The sequence below is a fragment of the Izhakiella capsodis genome (assembly GCF_900115045.1).
Classification (GTDB): Bacteria; Pseudomonadota; Gammaproteobacteria; order Enterobacterales; family Enterobacteriaceae; genus Izhakiella; species Izhakiella capsodis.
This window is the reverse complement of record NZ_FOVC01000001.1, coordinates 534,051-552,473: the sequence shown is the minus strand read 5'-3', so window position 1 is coordinate 552,473 and position 18,423 is coordinate 534,051. Positions and strand designations below refer to the sequence as shown.

At 49.2% G+C, this 18,423-nt stretch carries 16 protein-coding genes; 5 read left to right on the top strand and 11 right to left on the bottom strand.

Going from position 1 to position 18,423, the window contains the following annotated elements; translation table 11 throughout:
- Window positions 1-42 precede the first annotated feature (42 nt).
- Window positions 43-2,019 (top strand): cyclic di-GMP phosphodiesterase, encoded by a 1,977-nt coding sequence (pdeR, locus tag BM191_RS02575; RefSeq protein WP_092874711.1) that lies wholly within the window; start codon window positions 43-45, stop codon window positions 2,017-2,019.
- Between the two features lie 6 nt (window positions 2,020-2,025).
- Here the strand turns inward: pdeR and BM191_RS02570 are convergent, their stop codons facing one another.
- A complete protein-coding gene (locus BM191_RS02570; RefSeq protein WP_092874708.1) occupies window positions 2,026-2,895 on the bottom strand; it encodes a crotonase/enoyl-CoA hydratase family protein in 870 nt (289 codons plus the stop codon).
- Window positions 2,896-3,389: 494 nt separating this feature from the next.
- On the opposite strand from BM191_RS02570, the gene osmB reads away from it, so the two are divergent.
- Window positions 3,390-3,608 (top strand): osmotically-inducible lipoprotein OsmB, encoded by a 219-nt coding sequence (gene osmB, locus BM191_RS02565; protein ID WP_092874705.1) that lies wholly within the window; start codon window positions 3,390-3,392, stop codon window positions 3,606-3,608.
- Between the two features lie 81 nt (window positions 3,609-3,689).
- On the opposite strand, the gene yciH is transcribed toward osmB, so the two are convergent.
- The 5 genes from yciH to pgpB all read right to left on the bottom strand — a co-directional run bounded on the left by yciH (window position 3,690) and on the right by pgpB (window position 7,360).
- Complete coding sequence (yciH, locus tag BM191_RS02560; protein WP_092874702.1) at window positions 3,690-4,016, bottom strand: stress response translation initiation inhibitor YciH; 327 nt, start codon at window positions 4,014-4,016, stop codon at window positions 3,690-3,692.
- Window positions 4,017-4,730, bottom strand: coding sequence for an orotidine-5'-phosphate decarboxylase (gene pyrF, locus BM191_RS02555; protein WP_092875203.1), 714 nt, complete (start codon window positions 4,728-4,730; stop codon window positions 4,017-4,019). It lies immediately after the preceding gene.
- A gap of 265 nt (window positions 4,731-4,995) precedes the next feature.
- On the bottom strand, window positions 4,996-6,165 hold the full coding sequence (gene lapB, locus BM191_RS02550; protein ID WP_092874699.1) for a lipopolysaccharide assembly protein LapB: 1,170 nt from the start codon (window positions 6,163-6,165) through the stop codon (window positions 4,996-4,998).
- Between the two features lie 6 nt (window positions 6,166-6,171).
- Complete coding sequence (locus BM191_RS02545; RefSeq protein ID WP_092874696.1) at window positions 6,172-6,477, bottom strand: LapA family protein; 306 nt, start codon at window positions 6,475-6,477, stop codon at window positions 6,172-6,174.
- 121 nt (window positions 6,478-6,598) lie between these two features.
- The gene (pgpB, locus tag BM191_RS02540; RefSeq protein WP_092874693.1) at window positions 6,599-7,360 is read right to left on the bottom strand and encodes a phosphatidylglycerophosphatase B; all 762 of its coding nucleotides are present in this window, start codon (window positions 7,358-7,360) and stop codon (window positions 6,599-6,601) included.
- A 228-nt stretch (window positions 7,361-7,588) separates the two neighbouring features.
- On the opposite strand from pgpB, the gene ribA reads away from it, so the two are divergent.
- A complete protein-coding gene (gene ribA / locus BM191_RS02535; RefSeq protein WP_092874690.1) occupies window positions 7,589-8,176 on the top strand; it encodes a GTP cyclohydrolase II in 588 nt (195 codons plus the stop codon).
- A 49-nt stretch (window positions 8,177-8,225) separates the two neighbouring features.
- Here ribA and acnA read toward each other — a convergent pair whose 3' ends face one another.
- The 4 genes from acnA to topA all read right to left on the bottom strand — a co-directional run bounded on the left by acnA (window position 8,226) and on the right by topA (window position 15,684).
- Window positions 8,226-10,904, bottom strand: coding sequence for an aconitate hydratase AcnA (acnA, locus tag BM191_RS02530; protein WP_092874687.1), 2,679 nt, complete (start codon window positions 10,902-10,904; stop codon window positions 8,226-8,228).
- A 370-nt stretch (window positions 10,905-11,274) separates the two neighbouring features.
- Window positions 11,275-11,433, bottom strand: coding sequence for a YmiA family putative membrane protein (locus tag BM191_RS02525; protein WP_092874684.1), 159 nt, complete (start codon window positions 11,431-11,433; stop codon window positions 11,275-11,277).
- 505 nt (window positions 11,434-11,938) lie between these two features.
- Window positions 11,939-12,913, bottom strand: a complete 975-nt coding sequence (gene cysB, locus BM191_RS02520) for an HTH-type transcriptional regulator CysB (protein ID WP_092874681.1) — start codon at window positions 12,911-12,913, stop codon at window positions 11,939-11,941.
- Between the two features lie 182 nt (window positions 12,914-13,095).
- Window positions 13,096-15,684, bottom strand: coding sequence for a type I DNA topoisomerase (topA, locus tag BM191_RS02515; protein WP_092874678.1), 2,589 nt, complete (start codon window positions 15,682-15,684; stop codon window positions 13,096-13,098).
- Between the two features lie 406 nt (window positions 15,685-16,090).
- On the opposite strand from topA, the gene BM191_RS02510 reads away from it, so the two are divergent.
- Window positions 16,091-16,345 (top strand): DUF2498 family protein, encoded by a 255-nt coding sequence (locus BM191_RS02510; RefSeq protein WP_092874675.1) that lies wholly within the window; start codon window positions 16,091-16,093, stop codon window positions 16,343-16,345.
- 40 nt (window positions 16,346-16,385) lie between these two features.
- Here BM191_RS02510 and sohB read toward each other — a convergent pair whose 3' ends face one another.
- Complete coding sequence (gene sohB, locus BM191_RS02505; RefSeq protein WP_092874672.1) at window positions 16,386-17,432, bottom strand: protease SohB; 1,047 nt, start codon at window positions 17,430-17,432, stop codon at window positions 16,386-16,388.
- A 222-nt stretch (window positions 17,433-17,654) separates the two neighbouring features.
- Here sohB and BM191_RS02500 point away from each other — a divergent pair, with 222 nt between their 5' ends.
- Window positions 17,655-18,416 carry a YciK family oxidoreductase gene (locus BM191_RS02500; RefSeq protein ID WP_092874669.1) on the top strand — a complete coding sequence of 254 codons (762 nt, stop codon included), beginning with the start codon at window positions 17,655-17,657 and terminating at the stop codon, window positions 18,414-18,416.
- Window positions 18,417-18,423 lie beyond the last annotated feature (7 nt).

The following is an 18,423-nucleotide window of genomic DNA, read 5'->3' as shown; positions in this document are numbered from 1 at the left end:
AGAGATAGACCGGCACTATCGTCACAGCATGAGGAGCTAAATATGACCGATGAGTTGGGCCAAACGTTGCTGTATACCTGCTTTGGCACGACCAGCCCCCATTGGCGTCTTACTGCCGATAGTGACGCACTACGATTTGCCAAGGATGAAAAGTCTCAGACAAGCTCTGCGGTGGCGCTCAACGCACCGCAGGCCAGCCTCATCCGCGCGATGACGGTGATCACTTCCAGTATCAATCTGAACCTGCGCATTCAGGGCGAAGAGCTGCCTGTGCATCTTGTCGGCCGCAGGATTAACCAGTACGAATGGGCGGGAACCGCTTCCGCTTGGGGCGATAGCACAACCGTTGCTCGCGAGCTGATACAGGGGCTTTCTTTTGCTGAGCAGATTGTTTCTGAAGCCAACTCGGTCATTGTCATCATCGATCGGCGCGGCAATATTCAGCGCTTCAACCGCCTCAGTGAAGAGTATACCGGCCTCAAGGAGCAGGAAGTCATCGGATATAATGTCTTTCAGCTGTTCATGAGCAAACAGGAGGCTGCCGCTTCGCGCCGCAACATCACTGGTTTTTTTCGTAACGGCCAATCGTATGAGGTAGAGCGCTGGATTAACACTAAACGCGGCCAGCGTCTGTTCTTATTTCGCAATAAATTCGTTTATAGTGGCGGCAGTCGTGATGAACCGTTCCTGATCTGTTCAGGAACCGACATTACTGAAGAGCGTAGCGCACAGGAGCGTCTGCGCGTACTGGCCAATACCGACTCTATTACCGGCCTGCCCAACCGCAACGCCATGGTTCAAGAGATAGCCGAAGCGCTTGAGCAGCGGGGTGACAGTGAAGTCGGCCTCATCTATCTTGATCTCGATAATTTCAAGAAAATCAACGATGCCTATGGTCATCTGTTTGGCGACCAATTATTGAAGTCAGTTTCTCAGGCCATTCAAAGCTGCCTTAAGAAAGAACAGGCATTAGCACGCTTGGGCGGCGATGAGTTTTTGATACTGGCAGAAAATACCAGTGAGATAGCGCTGAAGAGCATGGCAGAACGAATTATTGAGCGATTGAAGCAGCCATTTCGTGTCGGGCCGATTGAGGTATATTCAGGCTGTTCGATTGGCATTGCCATCAGCCCTCAACATGGGAAGGACAGGGAAAGCCTGATTCGAAATGCAGATACTGCCATGTATAACGCCAAAGAGAATGACCGGGGTAAATTTTGCATTTTCAGCACCGGGATGAATAAGCGCGTATTTGAATATCTATGGCTTGATACCCACCTCCGTAAGGCCCTGGATTTGCAACAACTAGTCATCGACTATCAGCCCAAAATCGATATTAATGGTGAGGTGGTCAGCGCTGAAGCACTGGTGCGCTGGAACTCACCGGAGCGAGGGCTTGTCCCCCCTGAAAGCTTCATTCCTTACGCAGAGGAATCAGGGCTGATAGTGCCACTCGGCCGATGGGTTCTACTGAATGTATTAACCCAAATCGCTGACTGGCAACGTAGGGGGATCAGCCTGAGAGTGGCCGTCAACGTGTCACCGCGCCAGCTCATCGACCAACGTTTATACAACGATCTGAAAAAGGCGCTTAACGATGCACAGATGACGGATTGCCCACTGGACATTGAGCTCACTGAGAGCTGCCTGATTGAAAATGAGGAGCAAGCACTGGCTTTGATGCAGTTATTTCGCCAGCTGGGTGCGCAAATTCATCTGGATGATTTTGGTACCGGCTACTCCTCGCTTTCACAGCTCACACGTTTTCCGATCAACGCGATTAAGCTCGATCAGAGCTTTATCCGAGGTGTTAATGTGCAACCTGTTTCACAGTCACTGGTGCGCGCCATCGTGGCCGTTGCCAGAGCGCTGGACTTGTGCGTGATCGCCGAGGGAATTGAAACTGTTGAGGAAGACAAGTTTGTTATTGCTAACGGTGTTAACATTCGTCAGGGTTTTCTGCATGCAAAGCCAATGCCCGCTGAGGCTCTGGAACATTGGCTTAAACATCGACGCTAGTGTGAATTACCCAGCCTTGCGTAATGTTTGTGCGGTATGGCGATTTTGTAGCAATACCAGACGCTCCATGTACGCCAGGTCTTTCGCCTCAATAGTGAACGCTGAATCCACCCAATCTTCAGTGATGTCCATCAGTTCGGAGCGACTAAGCTGTATAACACGCTGACGGGCGCGCAGCATTGCCTTTATACCGTTAAGCTTAGGCGCCAGTGTATCGATGAAGGTGCGGGTGGCACGGTAACCCTCCCCCGACTCAAATAGTTTATCCACTAACCCCCTTGTTTCGAACCAGTCTCCGGTGTGCGTCTCTCCCTGACAAATCAACTCTTCCGCCAGTCTCATCCCTGCACGTCGCGCCACTAATGAATAGCCCCCCATCCCAGGGAACAGATTAAAAGCAATTTCCGGAAAACCCATACGCGCAGTGTCCTGTGCAAGAATAAAATGATGAGCCAGAGCCGCCTCAAATCCGCCTCCCAGTGCGCTTCCCTCAACCATAGCCAACGTTACCGCGCCAGTGCCAAAGCCGTGCGCAGCCGCATGAATGCAATCAACACAGGCGCGGGCATAGGCACGTAGCGCTTCACGACGTCCGGATTTAATTGAGTCAACAAAAAAGCGCAAATCTCCGCCAGCGTTGAACATGGCGGGAACCAATGAGCCTGTTACCCAAAAATCAATCCTCAGTCCCGAACGCTGAGCTGCGTAGCTTAGATTCATTATTTCTTCGATTAACCCATGATTGAAATTTGGGCGGGGCTGAGAACGCAATAGCATCCACATCGTGTGTCGCCCCTCTTCGTAGTAAGCAGAGAGCTGTGCATTATCACCGGATTCCGTAAACAGTCGGCAGGTAGTCTGATCAATTGCTGTCATAATCATTTCCTCAATTATTAATGGGTCTTTCTCAATGTCAGACTAATCGAGACTGCCTTATCACTAAATACGTGGTTAATTTCCAGTGCAAAAAATACATTGAATGCTGCCAGTCATGGAGGCGGGAAAATAGTAATTATTTAGAGAAACTTATTAAACACATTAATGCCGTCACGATACAACCATCGATTTATTGATGGTTAATAACTCGTGACCAGACCTGGTCACTCTCCCTTTCAGACTATTTACCTGTGAAAGCCATCAGTATTCGATAAACTCAGCTAAAGTTAATTCACTATAAGGTAATAATTGGTCTGATTTACTTACATTTCTTAGTTCAGGCAAAATCATTGCTCTGTGATCGAGCAAGGCATGAAGCGTGATCGCGAGTCCTTATAGAGAATTATATCGTTTTTAGCGATAACTCAGCTGTTATACAACGTGCTATTAAGATTACTCAGGCAACTTAGCTGTTTTTTCGACGGAGAATTATGATGAATAAAATAACTAAGAGCTACACAGGCGTAATACTGGCTACCCTTCTGAGCGTTTCTCTTACTGGTTGTTCTCACTGGAGTAAGCGCGATCGTAATACAGCAATCGGTGCAGGGGTCGGTGCTGTAGGCGGACATGTGCTGACGAATGGTAGCGGATTGGGCACGCTTGGCGGGGCGGCGGTTGGCGGAGTAATTGGTCACCAGGTTAATAAGTAATTAAAAATTAAATCAGGTGCTTTCCCTGGCAAATGGGGCTGCAGATTTTAATAATGGTTCGGGCATGTTAAATCTGCGGTCTTAGCCTCCGGCCAGCTTCACTTTCATCCCTTTGCTTTCGAGCAGCGATTTGAGCAGATCGCGCTTGTCACCCTGAATTTCAATCACGCCATCTTTAACCGAACCGCCACAACCACATTTCTTTTTCAACTCGCCGGCCAGTTGATTGAGCGAAGCATCATCAAAGTCAATACCTGTAATCAGGCTGACCCCCTTTCCCTTGCGTCCACTGGTTTGGCGGTGGATACGTACAATACCATCGCCTTTAACCCGCACTGATTTAATCGTTTCTTCCTCAATCCGACCGGTTTCAGTTGAATAGACCAGCCGATTGTTAATGTCGCTCATTTATGCATCCTGTAAAGAGGTAAGGATATTCCGCAATATGGTAGCAGGATCGGCTGACTGTGTGACAGGGCGTCCTATTACCATGTAGTCGACGCCCACCTGCCTGGCCTGCTGCGGCGTCATCACGCGACGCTGATCGCCCTTATCACTGCCCGCGGGACGAATACCTGGCGTAATTAATTTAAAATCATCGCTAAACCTTTTTCTGAAGCTGGCGACTTCCTGGGCAGAACAAACTACCCCGTCCAGCCCACAATCATAAGTTAGCGCAGCCAGCTGGGTAGCATAGGCTTCAGGTGTCAACTTAATCCCCAGCCCGTCCAGATCCCCGGCATCCATGCTGGTCAGAACAGTAACGGCGATAAGTACGGGTGCCTCCTTATCATAGGGTAGCAAAGCTTCACGCGCGGCATTCATCATTCGCGCCCCACCGCTGGCATGAACATTTACCATCCAGACGCCCAGTTCGGCCGCCGCGGCAACTGCGCGGGCAACGGTGTTAGGAATATCATGAAACTTAAGATCTAAAAAAACCGCAAACCCACGCTTGTGAAGCTCATGAACAAATTGCGGCCCGAATAAAGTAAACATCTCTTTGCCGACCTTGAGTCGACAGCTCTGTGGGTCAATTTCATCAACAAAAGCCAGGGCGCGATTGCGATCAGGGTAATCGAGGGCCACAACGACGGGTGACTGAATAACTGGAGATTGCATGGTCTGGCCTTTACATACTGCACCTGAGTGCGAACAATAAATCGCGAGTATTTTACAAGGCTGAATAAAAAAATCATCTTTTGAGGCCATTTGCGGTGAAATTATCTGCCAGAAAAAGGTGCGTTGTGGTGACTGAAAGTTCATTAAATAAAAATTAGAATGTTGTAACTAAAATGCATTAAGTCATCGGAACAGAAGTCAGAAATATGAGTTTTTCAGTGGGAAGCCATTATAAGGACCTGACGGTGAAAGCGGATAAATGTGTTTACTGGCCGTCCAGTCCGCGGATCGGCTTTACTGAAGACCATGCGCGACACGATGGGCAATGCCAGTACAACGTGTGAGCAGTAAAACCACATTTGTGGCAACGATAACGTGGTTTAGTACGGATCTGCTCGCCAACCATTCCCTGCAGCACCTGCAAACTCTCCTTAGCACGACCGTTTTCAGCTTCCTGTAGGTGAAAATCCATTAGCCGATAAAAGCCGCGCATGGTCGGATGACGCTGCATCTGCCCGTTGATATAGCTCTGTGCCGCTTCTGTGCCCTGCCGCCGCTCCAGTATGTCCGCCAGATGAAGTTCAGCTGAGGCGCCAGTGTTCTCTTCGACACAGCGGCGCAAATAGTCGGCCCATGCATCCTGTCGGTCCAGCTGCATATAGCAATTCTCCAACATATCCAGCGTTTCGCTGACCAGCTCCTTGTCCTGTTCCAAAACGCGTTGCAAACGGTCAATGGCGCGTCTGAACTCTTTCTTCGCAATGTGAATACGCCCCATCATGATAGACACGCGAGCGCTGTCACGATTGGCCGCCTCACCCTTTTTCAGAAGGCTTATCGCCCGCTCCAGGTCATCGTGGCTCAGCGCCTGCAACGCCAGCTCACAATAAAAATGCGCAATTTCCAGACGCTGCTGCTCTTTACCTTGCTTCACCAGTTTTTCTGCCACATCGATAGCTTTTGGCCAGTCACTCACAGCCTGGTGGATAATAAGCAACTGTTGCAACGCGCCAACGCGGAAATCGGTTTCATCAACTAACTGATTGAACATGCCCTCGGCGCGATCGTAGAAACCTGCCGCCATGAAATCGCGGCCAAGTTGCTGAATAGCCAGTAGACGCTGCTCATAGGAGAGTGAGGCGCTTTCCATTAGCGACTGGTGGATACGGATCGCACGATCAACTTCACCACGCGAGCGAAACAGATTGCCAAGCGTCAGATGGGCTTCAACGGTGCCGCTGTCCTCTTTTAACATGTCAAGGAACAGATCGACTGCTTTATCCTGCTGATTAGAAAGCAGGAAATTCACTCCTGCGACATAATCACGCGAGAGACGATTCGCTTCCTGCTGCTTATCCTGCTGCGCACTCCTGCGCCCCATATACCAACCATAAGCGGCGGCAACGGGCAGTAACAGAAATAGCAGCTCATACATAAAACATCATTCCTTGAGGGCTGGCGCTGAGGCAGTAACGGCTGTTGTTTCGTTCTGCATCTTTTGCTGAAGACGTTTAAGTTTGCGCTGGCTATGAGCCAACTGCATGCGAACACGCAGCCAGAATAAACCACAAATCGCCCAGCCAAGCAGAAAACCTGAACCAAAGAGGGTCGCAAGCAGGGTTGAAATACGAAACTCTCCCTGAGCCAACAGGAAGTTAAACGTCACTACCTGATCGTTTTGCGCTCCGAGCGTGATTGAGATAATAAAAATCACCAAAACCAGTAAAAAGAGCAGTAGGTATTTCACGGTTTGTCCTGTCATTGATGGTAAGCGGGTGAATTATGCCAAAAAAAACGTCAGGGTGCTCGTAATCCGATGCGCTCACTAAACTTGTCAAGTTATGGGGGCTTATTGTGTAAAAACAATGCTACTTTGTGCTTTTACGCTGCACTATCAGGCGCTGCTCACGCGGCTTCATCGCCAGTATACCCCAGCGCTGCGCGCACCAGGTCGAGACAATAACCAATAGCCAGCTCATCAGCACCGCCGCCACGAGATCGCGCGGCCAGTGCATACCCAAAACCAGTCTGCTTGTCATTACACCAGTGGCCCATATCATCAGGACGGCAACCGTTTTGTAATGGCGACGCGGCCATAGCAAACCAACGCTTAACAAAGCCCAACTGGCAGAAAACATCGTATGCCCGGAGGGCAATGCAAACCCAGTTTCAAAAGACCAGTGTTGTTTCAACCAGGCCGGAATACGATTATCATGATCGGTCATCTGCGTCACCTGTACGCTGCGCGAATCACGGGGCTGAGCGTAAAAATCCTCGCTTGTAATGTGGTGAGTCTCTTCCAACCAGCGCACGTAAGGCCGGGGTTCTTTTAGCAGCGTTTTGATCACTTGATTGCTGAACTGACCACCGGCAATGACTGCAATCATGATAGCCAGCAAAACCAATGCAGATTTGAAGTGCAATCGGAGACACCAAAGAAACCAGCCGCACAGTAAAGCGCTGGTCAAAATGCCCCAGGGACGAGTAACGCTTTCAGTCAGCCAATATAATACGTACTGAATATCGTAATTTCCTCCCGGCGCCCAGCGCCAGCGTAAGACCCAGACGACAAGCGGCATTAAAATCAATAGTAGTGAACCTACGCCGGTACGCTTGATAATATCGCCCATTCAGCTTTCCTGTAACATTGGATTTAAACGTGGTTATTGATATAAAATATTAGCAAAAATAATAACCTATATATAAAAAACGTGGTATTAACATCAAATAATGTTTATAGCTCTTAGCGTTACGCTTATCAGATAGGGATGTGGCAGAATATACGCCGAATCGACTTCGTTAACGTGCTGACAACATGCCGGTAATAAACCGCGTAACCTGAGTATTCGGAGAAAAAGATGCAGCTTAAACGGGTGGCAGAAGCCAAACTACCTACTCCCTGGGGAGATTTCCTCATGGTGGGTTTCGAAGAACTGGCTACGGGCCATGACCACGTGGCGCTGGTTTACGGGGATGTCAGTGACGATAACCCGGTACTGACGCGCGTTCATTCAGAGTGCCTTACCGGTGATGCATTGTTCAGTCTGCGCTGCGACTGCGGATTTCAGTTGGAAGCCGCGCTGAGGCAAATTGCTGAAGAGGGGCGCGGTATTCTGCTCTATCATCGTCAGGAGGGGCGTAACATCGGACTGCTGAACAAAATTCGCGCTTATGCTCTTCAGGATAAAGGTTTTGATACAGTAGAAGCTAATCATCAATTAGGATTTGCGGCTGATGAACGCGATTTCACCCTTTGCTCTGACATGTTTAAGCTGCTCGGCATTCATCAAGTCCGGTTGCTAACAAATAATCCACATAAGGTCGAGATACTCAGCCAGGCAGGCATCAATATCGTGGAGCGCGTACCATTGATTGTTGGCCGCAATCCTAAGAATGCCCACTATCTTGACACCAAAGCCATCAAGATGGGGCATCTGCTTAAATAAGCCTGCCTGATAAAAAAGCCTGGCACCGTGCCAGGTTTTTTTTATGTCTTCAGTTAAGCATATTACGAATGACGTAATGTAATATGCCATCGTTTTGATAATAGGTGAGTTCGTTTCCAGTATCGATTCGACAGCGCGCCTCAATCTCAAGCTTGCTGCCATCTTTACGACTCAGTACCACCTTGACCATACAACCCGGCTTAATGCTGGCAAGATCGGCAATATCAATCACCTCTTCTCCGGTCAGCTTAAGCGTTTTGCGGCTTTCCCCCTGCGGAAACTCCAGCGGCAGGATCCCCATGCCGATCAGGTTCGAACGGTGAATACGTTCAAATGACTCCGCGATAACCACTCTGACACCCTGCAAACGCGGTCCTTTGGCTGCCCAGTCGCGACTTGAACCCGACCCGTATTCCTTCCCGGCTATTATCGCCAGTGGAATACCTTCTTTCCTGTAACGCATAGCTGCATCATAAATCGCCAGCTGCTCGCCTGAGGGAATGTGACGCGTTATTCCGCCCTCAACACCCGGCACCATCTCATTACGGATACGAATGTTGGCAAAAGTGCCACGCATCATCACCTCATGATTACCGCGCCGTGACCCATAGGAATTAAAATCATGCGGTTCAACGCCGTGTTCCTGCAGATAACGCCCTGCCGGGCTGTCTGCTTTGATGCTGCCTGCCGGAGAAATATGATCGGTAGTGACCGAATCGCCAAGCATCGCCAGCACCCTGGCGCCCTGGATATCCTGCACTGGTTCCGGCGTTCTGCCCATATCGTCAAAAAACGGCGACAGGCGAATATAGGTAGAACCTTCGTCCCAGTCGTAAGTCTGTGCCTCACTTACACGAATTTTCTGCCATTCAGGGGTGCCTTCAAATACTTCGGCATATTCTTTATTAAACATACTGGTCGAAACCTGCTGCACCGCTGCCCCAATCTCTTCTGGCGTCGGCCAGATATCCTTGAGATAAACGGGCTTACCGGTTTTATCTACACCAATCGGCTCATGTTGCAGATTAAGCCTCATATTACCCGCGAGGGCGTAGGCAACAACCAGCGGTGGAGAAGCCAGCCAGTTAGTTTTTACCAGCGGATGTATTCGTCCCTCAAAGTTTCGGTTACCCGAAAGCACGGCCGCCACCGTCAAATCCCCTTCTTTAATCGCGCCTTCAATAGCGTCTGGAAGTGGCCCGGAGTTGCCGATACAAGTGGTACAGCCATAGCCGACCAGATTAAAGCCAAGCTTATCAAGGTAAGGTGTCAGACGCGCGCGTGCCAGATAATCGGAAACCACTTTTGACCCCGGTGCCAGGGAAGCTTTTACCCACGGTTTACGTTTCAGACCTAGCTCGACGGCTTTCTTAGCCAGTAGTCCTGCGGCCATTAGTACACTGGGGTTAGACGTGTTGGTACAGGAGGTTATGGCCGCAATAACCACCGCACCATCGTCAAGCTGTTCCTGTTGCTTTGTCAACACATCCTGATAACTGACCGCGCTATGCTCTTTTCGCGCATGATTGACCTCAAGCTCATTGCTGGCGTTGAAGGCCTCTGGCGCCTTGTCCAAAGAAACACGATCCTGTGGTCGTTTTGGCCCGGCCAGACTGGCTTCAACATCGTTCATATCCAGCGACAGCGAACTGGTAAAAATAGGCTCGTCACCTGTGTTACGCCACATCCCCTGCTTTCTGGCATAGGCTTCAACTAACGCGACTTGCTGGTCGCTACGCCCGGTCAGACGCATATAATCCAGCGTAACCTGATCCACCGGGAAAAAACCGCAGGTTGCACCATATTCTGGGGACATATTTGCAATTGTCGCCCGATCTGCCAGCGGCAAATCATCAAGGCCATCGCCATAAAACTCGACGAATTTTCCTACAACACCATGCTTACGCAGCATCTGGGTAACGGTCAGAACCAAATCTGTCGCAGTGATGCCAGCCCGCAGTTTTCCACTCAGCTTAAAACCTACCACGTCGGGAATGAGCATAGACACAGGCTGACCTAACATAGCGGCTTCAGCCTCAATACCGCCAACACCCCATCCAAGCACTCCCAACGCGTTAATCATCGTGGTATGGGAATCGGTTCCGACCAGCGTGTCCGGGTAGGCAACTTCCTGGCCGGCAAGCATTTCGTGCCAGATGGATTTGCCTAAATATTCTAGATTTACCTGATGACAGATACCGGTACCCGGCGGTACAACGCGGAAACGATTAAAGGATTTCTGCCCCCAGCGAAGGAAAACGTACCGCTCGTGATTGCGCGCCATCTCCAGAAGTACATTTTCCTCAAAGGCATTATCATTGCCAAACTTATCCACGGTAACAGAATGGTCAATCACCAGATCAACCGGTGAAAGCGGATTAACTTTATCAACATCACCACCGAGACGTTTAACGGCTTCGCGCATCGCGGCTAAATCGACCACCGCCGGTACACCGGTAAAATCCTGCATCAGTACGCGTGCCGGGCGATAAGCGATCTCACGCTCGGCATGCGCCTTATCTTGCCATTGCGCCAGCGCGAAAATATCTTCCTCTGTGACAGATTCGCCGTCCTGCCAGCGCAGCAGATTTTCAAGTAGCACTTTTAAAGATTTAGGTAATTTTGCTATGTCACCTAACTTTTGTTGCGCTCGCGGCAGGCTATAAAATTGATAACGAAGACCTGCTACCTCCAGGGTATCTTTACTTAAATCCCCTAATGTTGACATTGCTCCTCCTTATAATTCTGACGTCAACAGGTATAACCCGAACAAATGCAGGGTTAGATTTAAAGATAGTACACATGAAACTTAACGTCTTGATAACAACACTATTTGACAAGTCTTACGCGAACAAAATGTGGAAAGCCCCGCAGACAATGCCTGCAGGGTTTTTATTAAATGTTCATCCGTTATCTATTTGCAAACTATCTCAGCCATGACTTGCCTGTAGCTGATTAATAGTAAAATTAATGATCTGCTGGGCGGATCGAATGTTAACTCATTTAGCTACCCGCGGAACGACCCTCGTTCCCGATCGTTTTTTTCTGAATCTGATGAATGGTTGCGCACTGCGCCGACGAACGTAAGATGTATTGGATTAGCCAAAGATGTGCCAGGCCAGCAGAGCGACTACCATCCAGAAAAGCGTTGAGCCTGCCAAAATCGCTAACCATGTTTTACGCTTCAACTTACGGGAACGTACGACCCTCACAGTTTTATGACTACGTTCGGGATGCACTGATAATCTTGTAACCATACTTAGTATTAATCACTCTCAATTGAACGATCGTCTGTACTTATTACGAATTAAGATGAATCCTAAACATTTTCAGCCGTAATTTCCAGCCAATGACGTTGCAGAATACGACCAGCAGCATCAGACAATGCCTTAATAAATAACCGCTTAATCATCTTCAGGCAAAGCCGTGAAATATCATGGCACCACTCATTCTGTCATTTTCATCACAAAACAATCTCACAATTAAACACAGAAAGTTCAAACCCAGCCTGATGCAAAGGAGTTGTTTACATGAGCACACATAAATTATGAGAATTTTCTCAGGTCACTGCAAAATGTAAACTTTAAATTTGTGCTTCAAACCGCATTTAGAAATAACAATCCTGAGAGCTGTCATGGGGTTGGTATTTAAAAAATAAAAAACACTGTTTGAAAATTTTTATTGATGCCAAGGGTATACCTGACCAGCGACAGGGAAAGAGCGTAGCGTAAAGAGTGTTGACATTCATTCACACAAACTGGCCTATTTCACCGGCAGCTTGATATCTTTAAACATCGCTTCTATATCCTCGTTAGCACGGAGTCCAATTGCTGTATCAACGACGTCACGAGTAAGATGCGGTGCAAAACGCTGAATAAAATCGTACATGTAGCTGCGTAGAAACGTACTACGGCGGAACCCGATTTTAGTTGAGCTATAGCTGAATACATCTGCCGCCTCGATGCGAACCAGATCGGCGTCAGTAACCGCATCCACCGCCATACTCGCAATAACACCGACACCCAGCCCAAGGCGAACGTAGGTTTTAATCACATCGGCATCAGTGGCAGTAAAAACAATATGCGGTGTTAGCCCTGCACGATTGAATGCCGTATCCAACTCCGAGCGTCCGGTAAAGCCGAAGGTGTAAGTTACCAACGGAAATTCAGCCAGATCTTGTATCGACAGAGTCTTTTTGTCTGCCAGAGGATGATCTGCCGTGACGACGACTGAACGATTCCAGTGGTAACAAGGTAACATCACTAAATCATCGTAAAGGTGCAGCGCCTCGGTAGCAATGGCAAAATCTGCATTGCCTTTAGATACCGCCTCAGCGATTTGGTTTGGCGAACCTTGATGCATGTGTAACGATACCCTGGGATAACGCTCGATAAATCCCTTAATAACACCAGGTAAAGCGTATCGCGCCTGGGTATGAGTCGTCGCGATATAAAGTGAGCCTTTATCCGGCCATGTGTGTTCACCGGCGACCGACTTAATGGCATCAACCTTCGACAACACCTCGCGGGCGATGCGAATAATTTCCTGACCTGCGGGAGTGACTTGAGTTAAATGTTTTCCGCTGCGCGAGAATATCTGAATGCCCAATTCATCTTCAAGCATGCGTACCTGCTTACTGATACCGGGCTGAGAGGTGTATAGTCCCTCGGCGGTGGATGAAACGTTGAGATTATGATTGACGACTTCTACGATATAACGCAACTGCTGCAATTTCATTATTCATTATCCCAATCGCATAGCGCCGCTCCGTCATCACCTACAATGCCAACCAGAGCTATAATATGAAAATATAATAAAAAATGCTTTTTCTATAACCACTATAACATTGTTGTCACAGATGTATATAGAGTATCGATTGGGAAAAGTGCAGGGCCAGCATTGACACCGGCCCGATGTGATTATTTGCTGCTAACCTGCCACTTACCGTCAACGTAAAAAGCAGACCAGCCGGTAGCTTTGCCCTCTTTTTCACTGCTGACATATTGCTGCTTAGTTTTGCGACTGAAGCGCACTAGCGTTTTATTACCTTCGTCATCAGCGACCGGCGCATCAGCCAGATAGCGTAGCTTTTCCGGTAACCTGTCGCGAAAACGCAGTAGCTCCTCAACCCACGGCGCACGCGTTTCACGCGACTTGGGAAAGGTATTAGCGGCAAGGAAGACACCGGCAGCGCCATCACGCAGAACGAAATAAGCATCCGATCTCTCACACGGTAGTTCGGGTAGCGGAACCGGATCTTCTTTTGGTGGCGCCACTTCACCATTGCGTAAAATTTTGCGGGTGTTTTTGCAATCTTCATTGGTACAGGCCATATATTTACCGAAACGCCCCATCCGGAGATGCATTTCCGAACCGCACTTGTCACATTCCACAACCGGGCCGTCATAGCCCTTAATACGGAACTCTCCCTGTTCAATCTCGTAACCATCACAGGCTGGATTATTACCGCACACGTGCAATTTACGATGGTTATCAATCAGGTAGCTGTCCATAGCTGTACCGCATTTCTCGCAGCGACGGCGGGCACGCAGCGCATTGGTTTCGGCATCATCGCCTTCCAGTATGTTCAGCACTTCATTTTCAGGGATCAGATTGATCGTCTGTTTGCAGCGCTCTTTCGGTGGCAAAGCATAGCCGGAGCATCCTAAAAATACCCCAGTGGTCGCCGTACGAATTCCCATTTGGCGACCACAGGTCGGGCAGTCGATCGAGGTCAGGATCATCTGGTTAGGTTGCATGCCACCGTCTTGAGGATCTTTCTCTGCCTGCCCGAGTTGCTGACTGAAATCACTGAAAAATTTATCCAGAACCGATTTCCACTGCGCTTCGTTATTAGCCACCTGATCGAGGCTGTCTTCCATGTGCGCGGTAAAATCGTAATTCATCAATTCGCGGAAATTATTTTCCAGCCTGTCGGTCACGATTTCGCCCATTTTTTCTGCATAGAAACGGCGGTTTTCACTCCGCACATAGCCGCGATCCTGAATGGTTGAAATGATTGATGCATAGGTGGACGGGCGTCCAATGCCACGCTTTTCCAGCTCGCGCACCAGCGATGCTTCGCTGAAGCGGGCGGGCGGCTTAGTAAAATGCTGGCCTGGTACCAATTGCTGCAGGCTGAGCTCATCCCCGACATTGACCGCAGGCAACGTGCGATCTTCATCGCCTTTACGCAACGCTGGCATCACTTTCGTCCAGCCGTCAAAGCGCAGCGTACGGCCTTTTGCACGCAGTTTGAAACCTGCCGCTTCAACGGTCAGGGTGGTGGAGTCATACCGAGCCGGCATCATCTGACAGGCGACAAACTGGCGCCAAATCAGCTGATAAAGTTTTTGCGCATCCGCTTCCATATCTTTGAGGCTATCACTGGTAACACTGACGTCAGAAGGTCGGATGGCCTCATGGGCCTCCTGAGAGTTTTCTTTACTGGCGTAATGGTTCGGCGCGTCGGGAAGATACTGATCGCCATAGCTTTTACCAATGTAATCACGCACCATACCTAGCGCATCCTGACTCAGGTTGGTGGAATCAGTACGCATGTAAGTGATGTGCCCCGCTTCGTACAGGCGCTGCGCCATCATCATTGTTTTCTTCACGCCAAAGCCGAGACGAGTGCTGGCGGCCTGCTGCAACGTTGACGTGATAAAAGGGGCGGAAGGCTTACTACTGGTCGGCCGGTCTTCACGATCGTTCAGTACAAAGCGAGCTTTTTCCAGCAAACTTACCGCAGCTTGTGTTTGTTCGCGATTTACAGGACGAAAAGCTTTATCACCCTGATGAGTCACTTCCACCGGAAGATCGCTGCCTGATGGCGTGGTCAGGTCGGCGGCAAGCTGCCAATACTCTTCAGGCACGAAGGCTTTAATTTCGCGCTCGCGCTCAACAACCAGCCGTACCGCCACCGACTGCACACGACCCGCAGATAGACCTCGTGCGATCTTTTTCCATAGTAAAGGCGACACCATATAGCCTACAACACGGTCCATGAAGCGGCGCGCCTGCTGTGCATTTACCCGATCAATATTCAGTCCGGCTGGCTTTTCAAACGCCTGACGGATGGCGTTCTTAGTAATTTCATTAAATACCACGCGGCTGTAGCGTGCATCATCACCGCCGATCACTTCACGCAGATGCCAGGCAATGGCCTCCCCTTCGCGGTCAAGGTCGGTAGCCAGATAGATGTGTTCTGCGTTCAGGGCAAGTGCTTTCAGCTCAGATACGACCTTCTCTTTGCCAGGCAGGATCTGATAATTCGCTTTCCAGTCATGCCAGGGATCGACACCCATGCGGTTGACCAGCGCGCTTTTCTCATCCTTTTTTTCTGTTTTACTGGTTTTAGAGTCAGCACTCTTTTTAACGGTTGAACCACTGGTCGGCAAATCCCGTATATGACCGACGCTGGATTTCACCACGTAGTCCTTTCCGAGATATTTATTGATTGTTTTAGCCTTTGCCGGTGACTCAACAATTACCAGAGCTTTACCCATATTTACCTTTACCTGATGATAACTTTCGAGTTTAAGAAAAGACGTAAACTTAAATCAGTTAACTGCACACGTCTAATATTCTGGCGGGTATGTTCAATATCAACCCAAGCAAGCCACTCCAGGCACATTGATTATCTGTGCCTCAAGCTGCTGATTCACAGTATTTTTCTCTGGCTAACATCCTGTATGCTACGCCTGTATACTCGTGAATCTACGCCGGAATTCTGAAACGCCCACACTGTACCTGATAAAATCTGTTACGCAACTTAATTAGCATCCGTCGGCGATTTACGCCAGAAACCTGATGAAAATCATCTATTGCAACACTCAGCGCTGTTAGCATTTCGTTTATTTATTAGAGGGTGCCCTCAGCCGTTGGTTTGTCGGCATAAATGGAGGAGATTTCATGACTCAATTGCCAGAGCCAATCAGCGCCGACAAACTGCTGGTTGTCGCCAATAACTTGCTCCAAGAACATGAAGATTATCTGCCAGGGGTAGAAGCTCTTTCGGTGAAACAGCGGGGAGACGTACTGATATTTAACGGCGACTTTTATCTCGATGAGCAGGGGTTGCCAACGCCACGAACCCCCGTCGTATTCAATTTATTCAAATATCTGGCGCATAAGTTGTCGCCGCAATATCGCCTCAAAGAGGCTTGATAGCAGAAGAGGGCCAGTAAACCTACCGACCCCGGTGCAATTAATTCAGTGGTCGGCTACCGCGCTGCCACAGGCGCAGCAATAGCTGCTCTATGTTGGCGCTGGCGCTGTGAGTGAAGCGATCAAGCATTTTTTTGCGACGACTGAAATGCACTGCAATCACCTCAAATCGCTCAAGATGACCGATGATGACATCGTCGCTGGTACTTATTGCATCAATCAATCCTTTTTCGCGAGCCTGAGTGCCGTACCAGTGCTCTCCAGTTGCCACCTGATCGATATCAAGTGCGGGACGCATTTGGTGCACAAACTGTTTAAACAGCAGATGCGTTTCATTGAGGTCTTCACGAAATTTCTCCCGACCTTCATCGGTATTTTCACCTAACAGCGTCAGAGTACGCTTATACTGACCCGCGGTATGCAGTTCAATATCAATATCATTACGCTTGAGCAGTCGATTGAAGTTAGGAATCTGCGCCACAACACCAATAGAGCCGATGATTGAAAAAGGAGCAGCAACGATTTCATCCGCCACGCAGGCCATCATATAGCCTCCGCTGGCAGCAACCTTATCGACAGCAACAGTCAATCGAATGCCCTTCTCACGCAAGCGCTGAAGCTGTGATGCAGCAAGGCCATAACCATGAACGACGCCACCAGGGCTTTCCAGTCTGACCAACACCTCATCATGCTCACCGGCAACCGCGAGCACAGCGGAAATCTCCTCGCGCAACGACGCGACCTCACCGGCATCCATGCTACCTTTGAAATCAATAACATACAAAACTGGTTTACCAGCAGTTACATCATTCAGCCTGGCGCGTTTTTTTTCCTCTTTCGCCTCCAGTTTACTTTTTTTCTTCTGCGCCTTGTGCCAGAGTTTTTGCTGATGATGTTTCATGCACTCAAGCTGCATGTTTTCTTTCATGGCCTGGTAACGATCACCGAGATTGGTCAATTTTAGCTGGCCGGATTCACCGCGTTTACGCATCGCTACGTTGGCAATCAGCATTATCAGCACGGCGATAGCAACGACCAGCGTCACCGTTTTAGCAAGAAATAGACCATAATAAGAAAGTAACTCCACAGATTCCGCCTTACAAAATATAACATCCGATTCAGATGATAATCAGTTTAACCGGGTTAAGGTACCACGTCGCCTGTTTCACAAGGTCGGCGCACAAATTACGCTTATCCACAATTGAACTGGCGTTTTTTTTCGGGCATAAGGCTTATCATTCATCAGGTTATTTATCAGTAAGCAAGGGGCAGATCCATACTGTCCCACACGCCAGCGAGGATTGTTAACGTGCACTATCAACCTGAACAGGATCTTCTGCAAAACCGTATAATTTTGGTTACCGGTGCGACCGACGGCATCGGCGCTCAAGCTGCACTGACCTACGCACGCTATGGCGCAGAGCTTGTGCTATTAGGCCGTAATAGAGGAAAACTCAGTCAGATTGCCGATAGAGTCCGACTTGAGGGCAACGGCCGGGTTCATCACTGGCAGCTGGATTTGAATACCACCAACGCTGGAGATTGCCAGATGCTGGCCCACGAAATAACCCAGAGACTGCCGCGGCTGGATGGCGTATTGCACAATGCCGGCGTACTTGGCAGGATCGTGCCAATGATAGACCAGGCACCGGAAATCTGGCAGCAGGTCATGCGTATCAACGTCGACAACACTTTTTTCCTTACTCAGGCTCTGCTGCCCCTGCTGCTTAAATCAGACGCGGCGTCTCTGGTTTTTACTACCTCAAGCGTAGGCCGTCATGGGCGTCCCGGCTGGGGCGCCTACGCCGTATCTAAGTTTGCCACTGAGGGAATGATGCAGGTACTGGCGGAGGAATATCGCGGTCAAAACTTACGCGTGAATTGCATTAACCCTGGTGGAACGCGAACCAAAATGCGCGCCAGTGCCTTTCCCGAAGAGGACGCTACCCTGCTAAAAACGCCAGCAGATATTATGCCACTCTATCTCTATTTAATGGGTGATGACAGTCGGTTTAAAACTGGTATTAGCTTCGATGCCCAACCGGGTCGTAAGCCCGGAGCGGCAGAATAATGACATA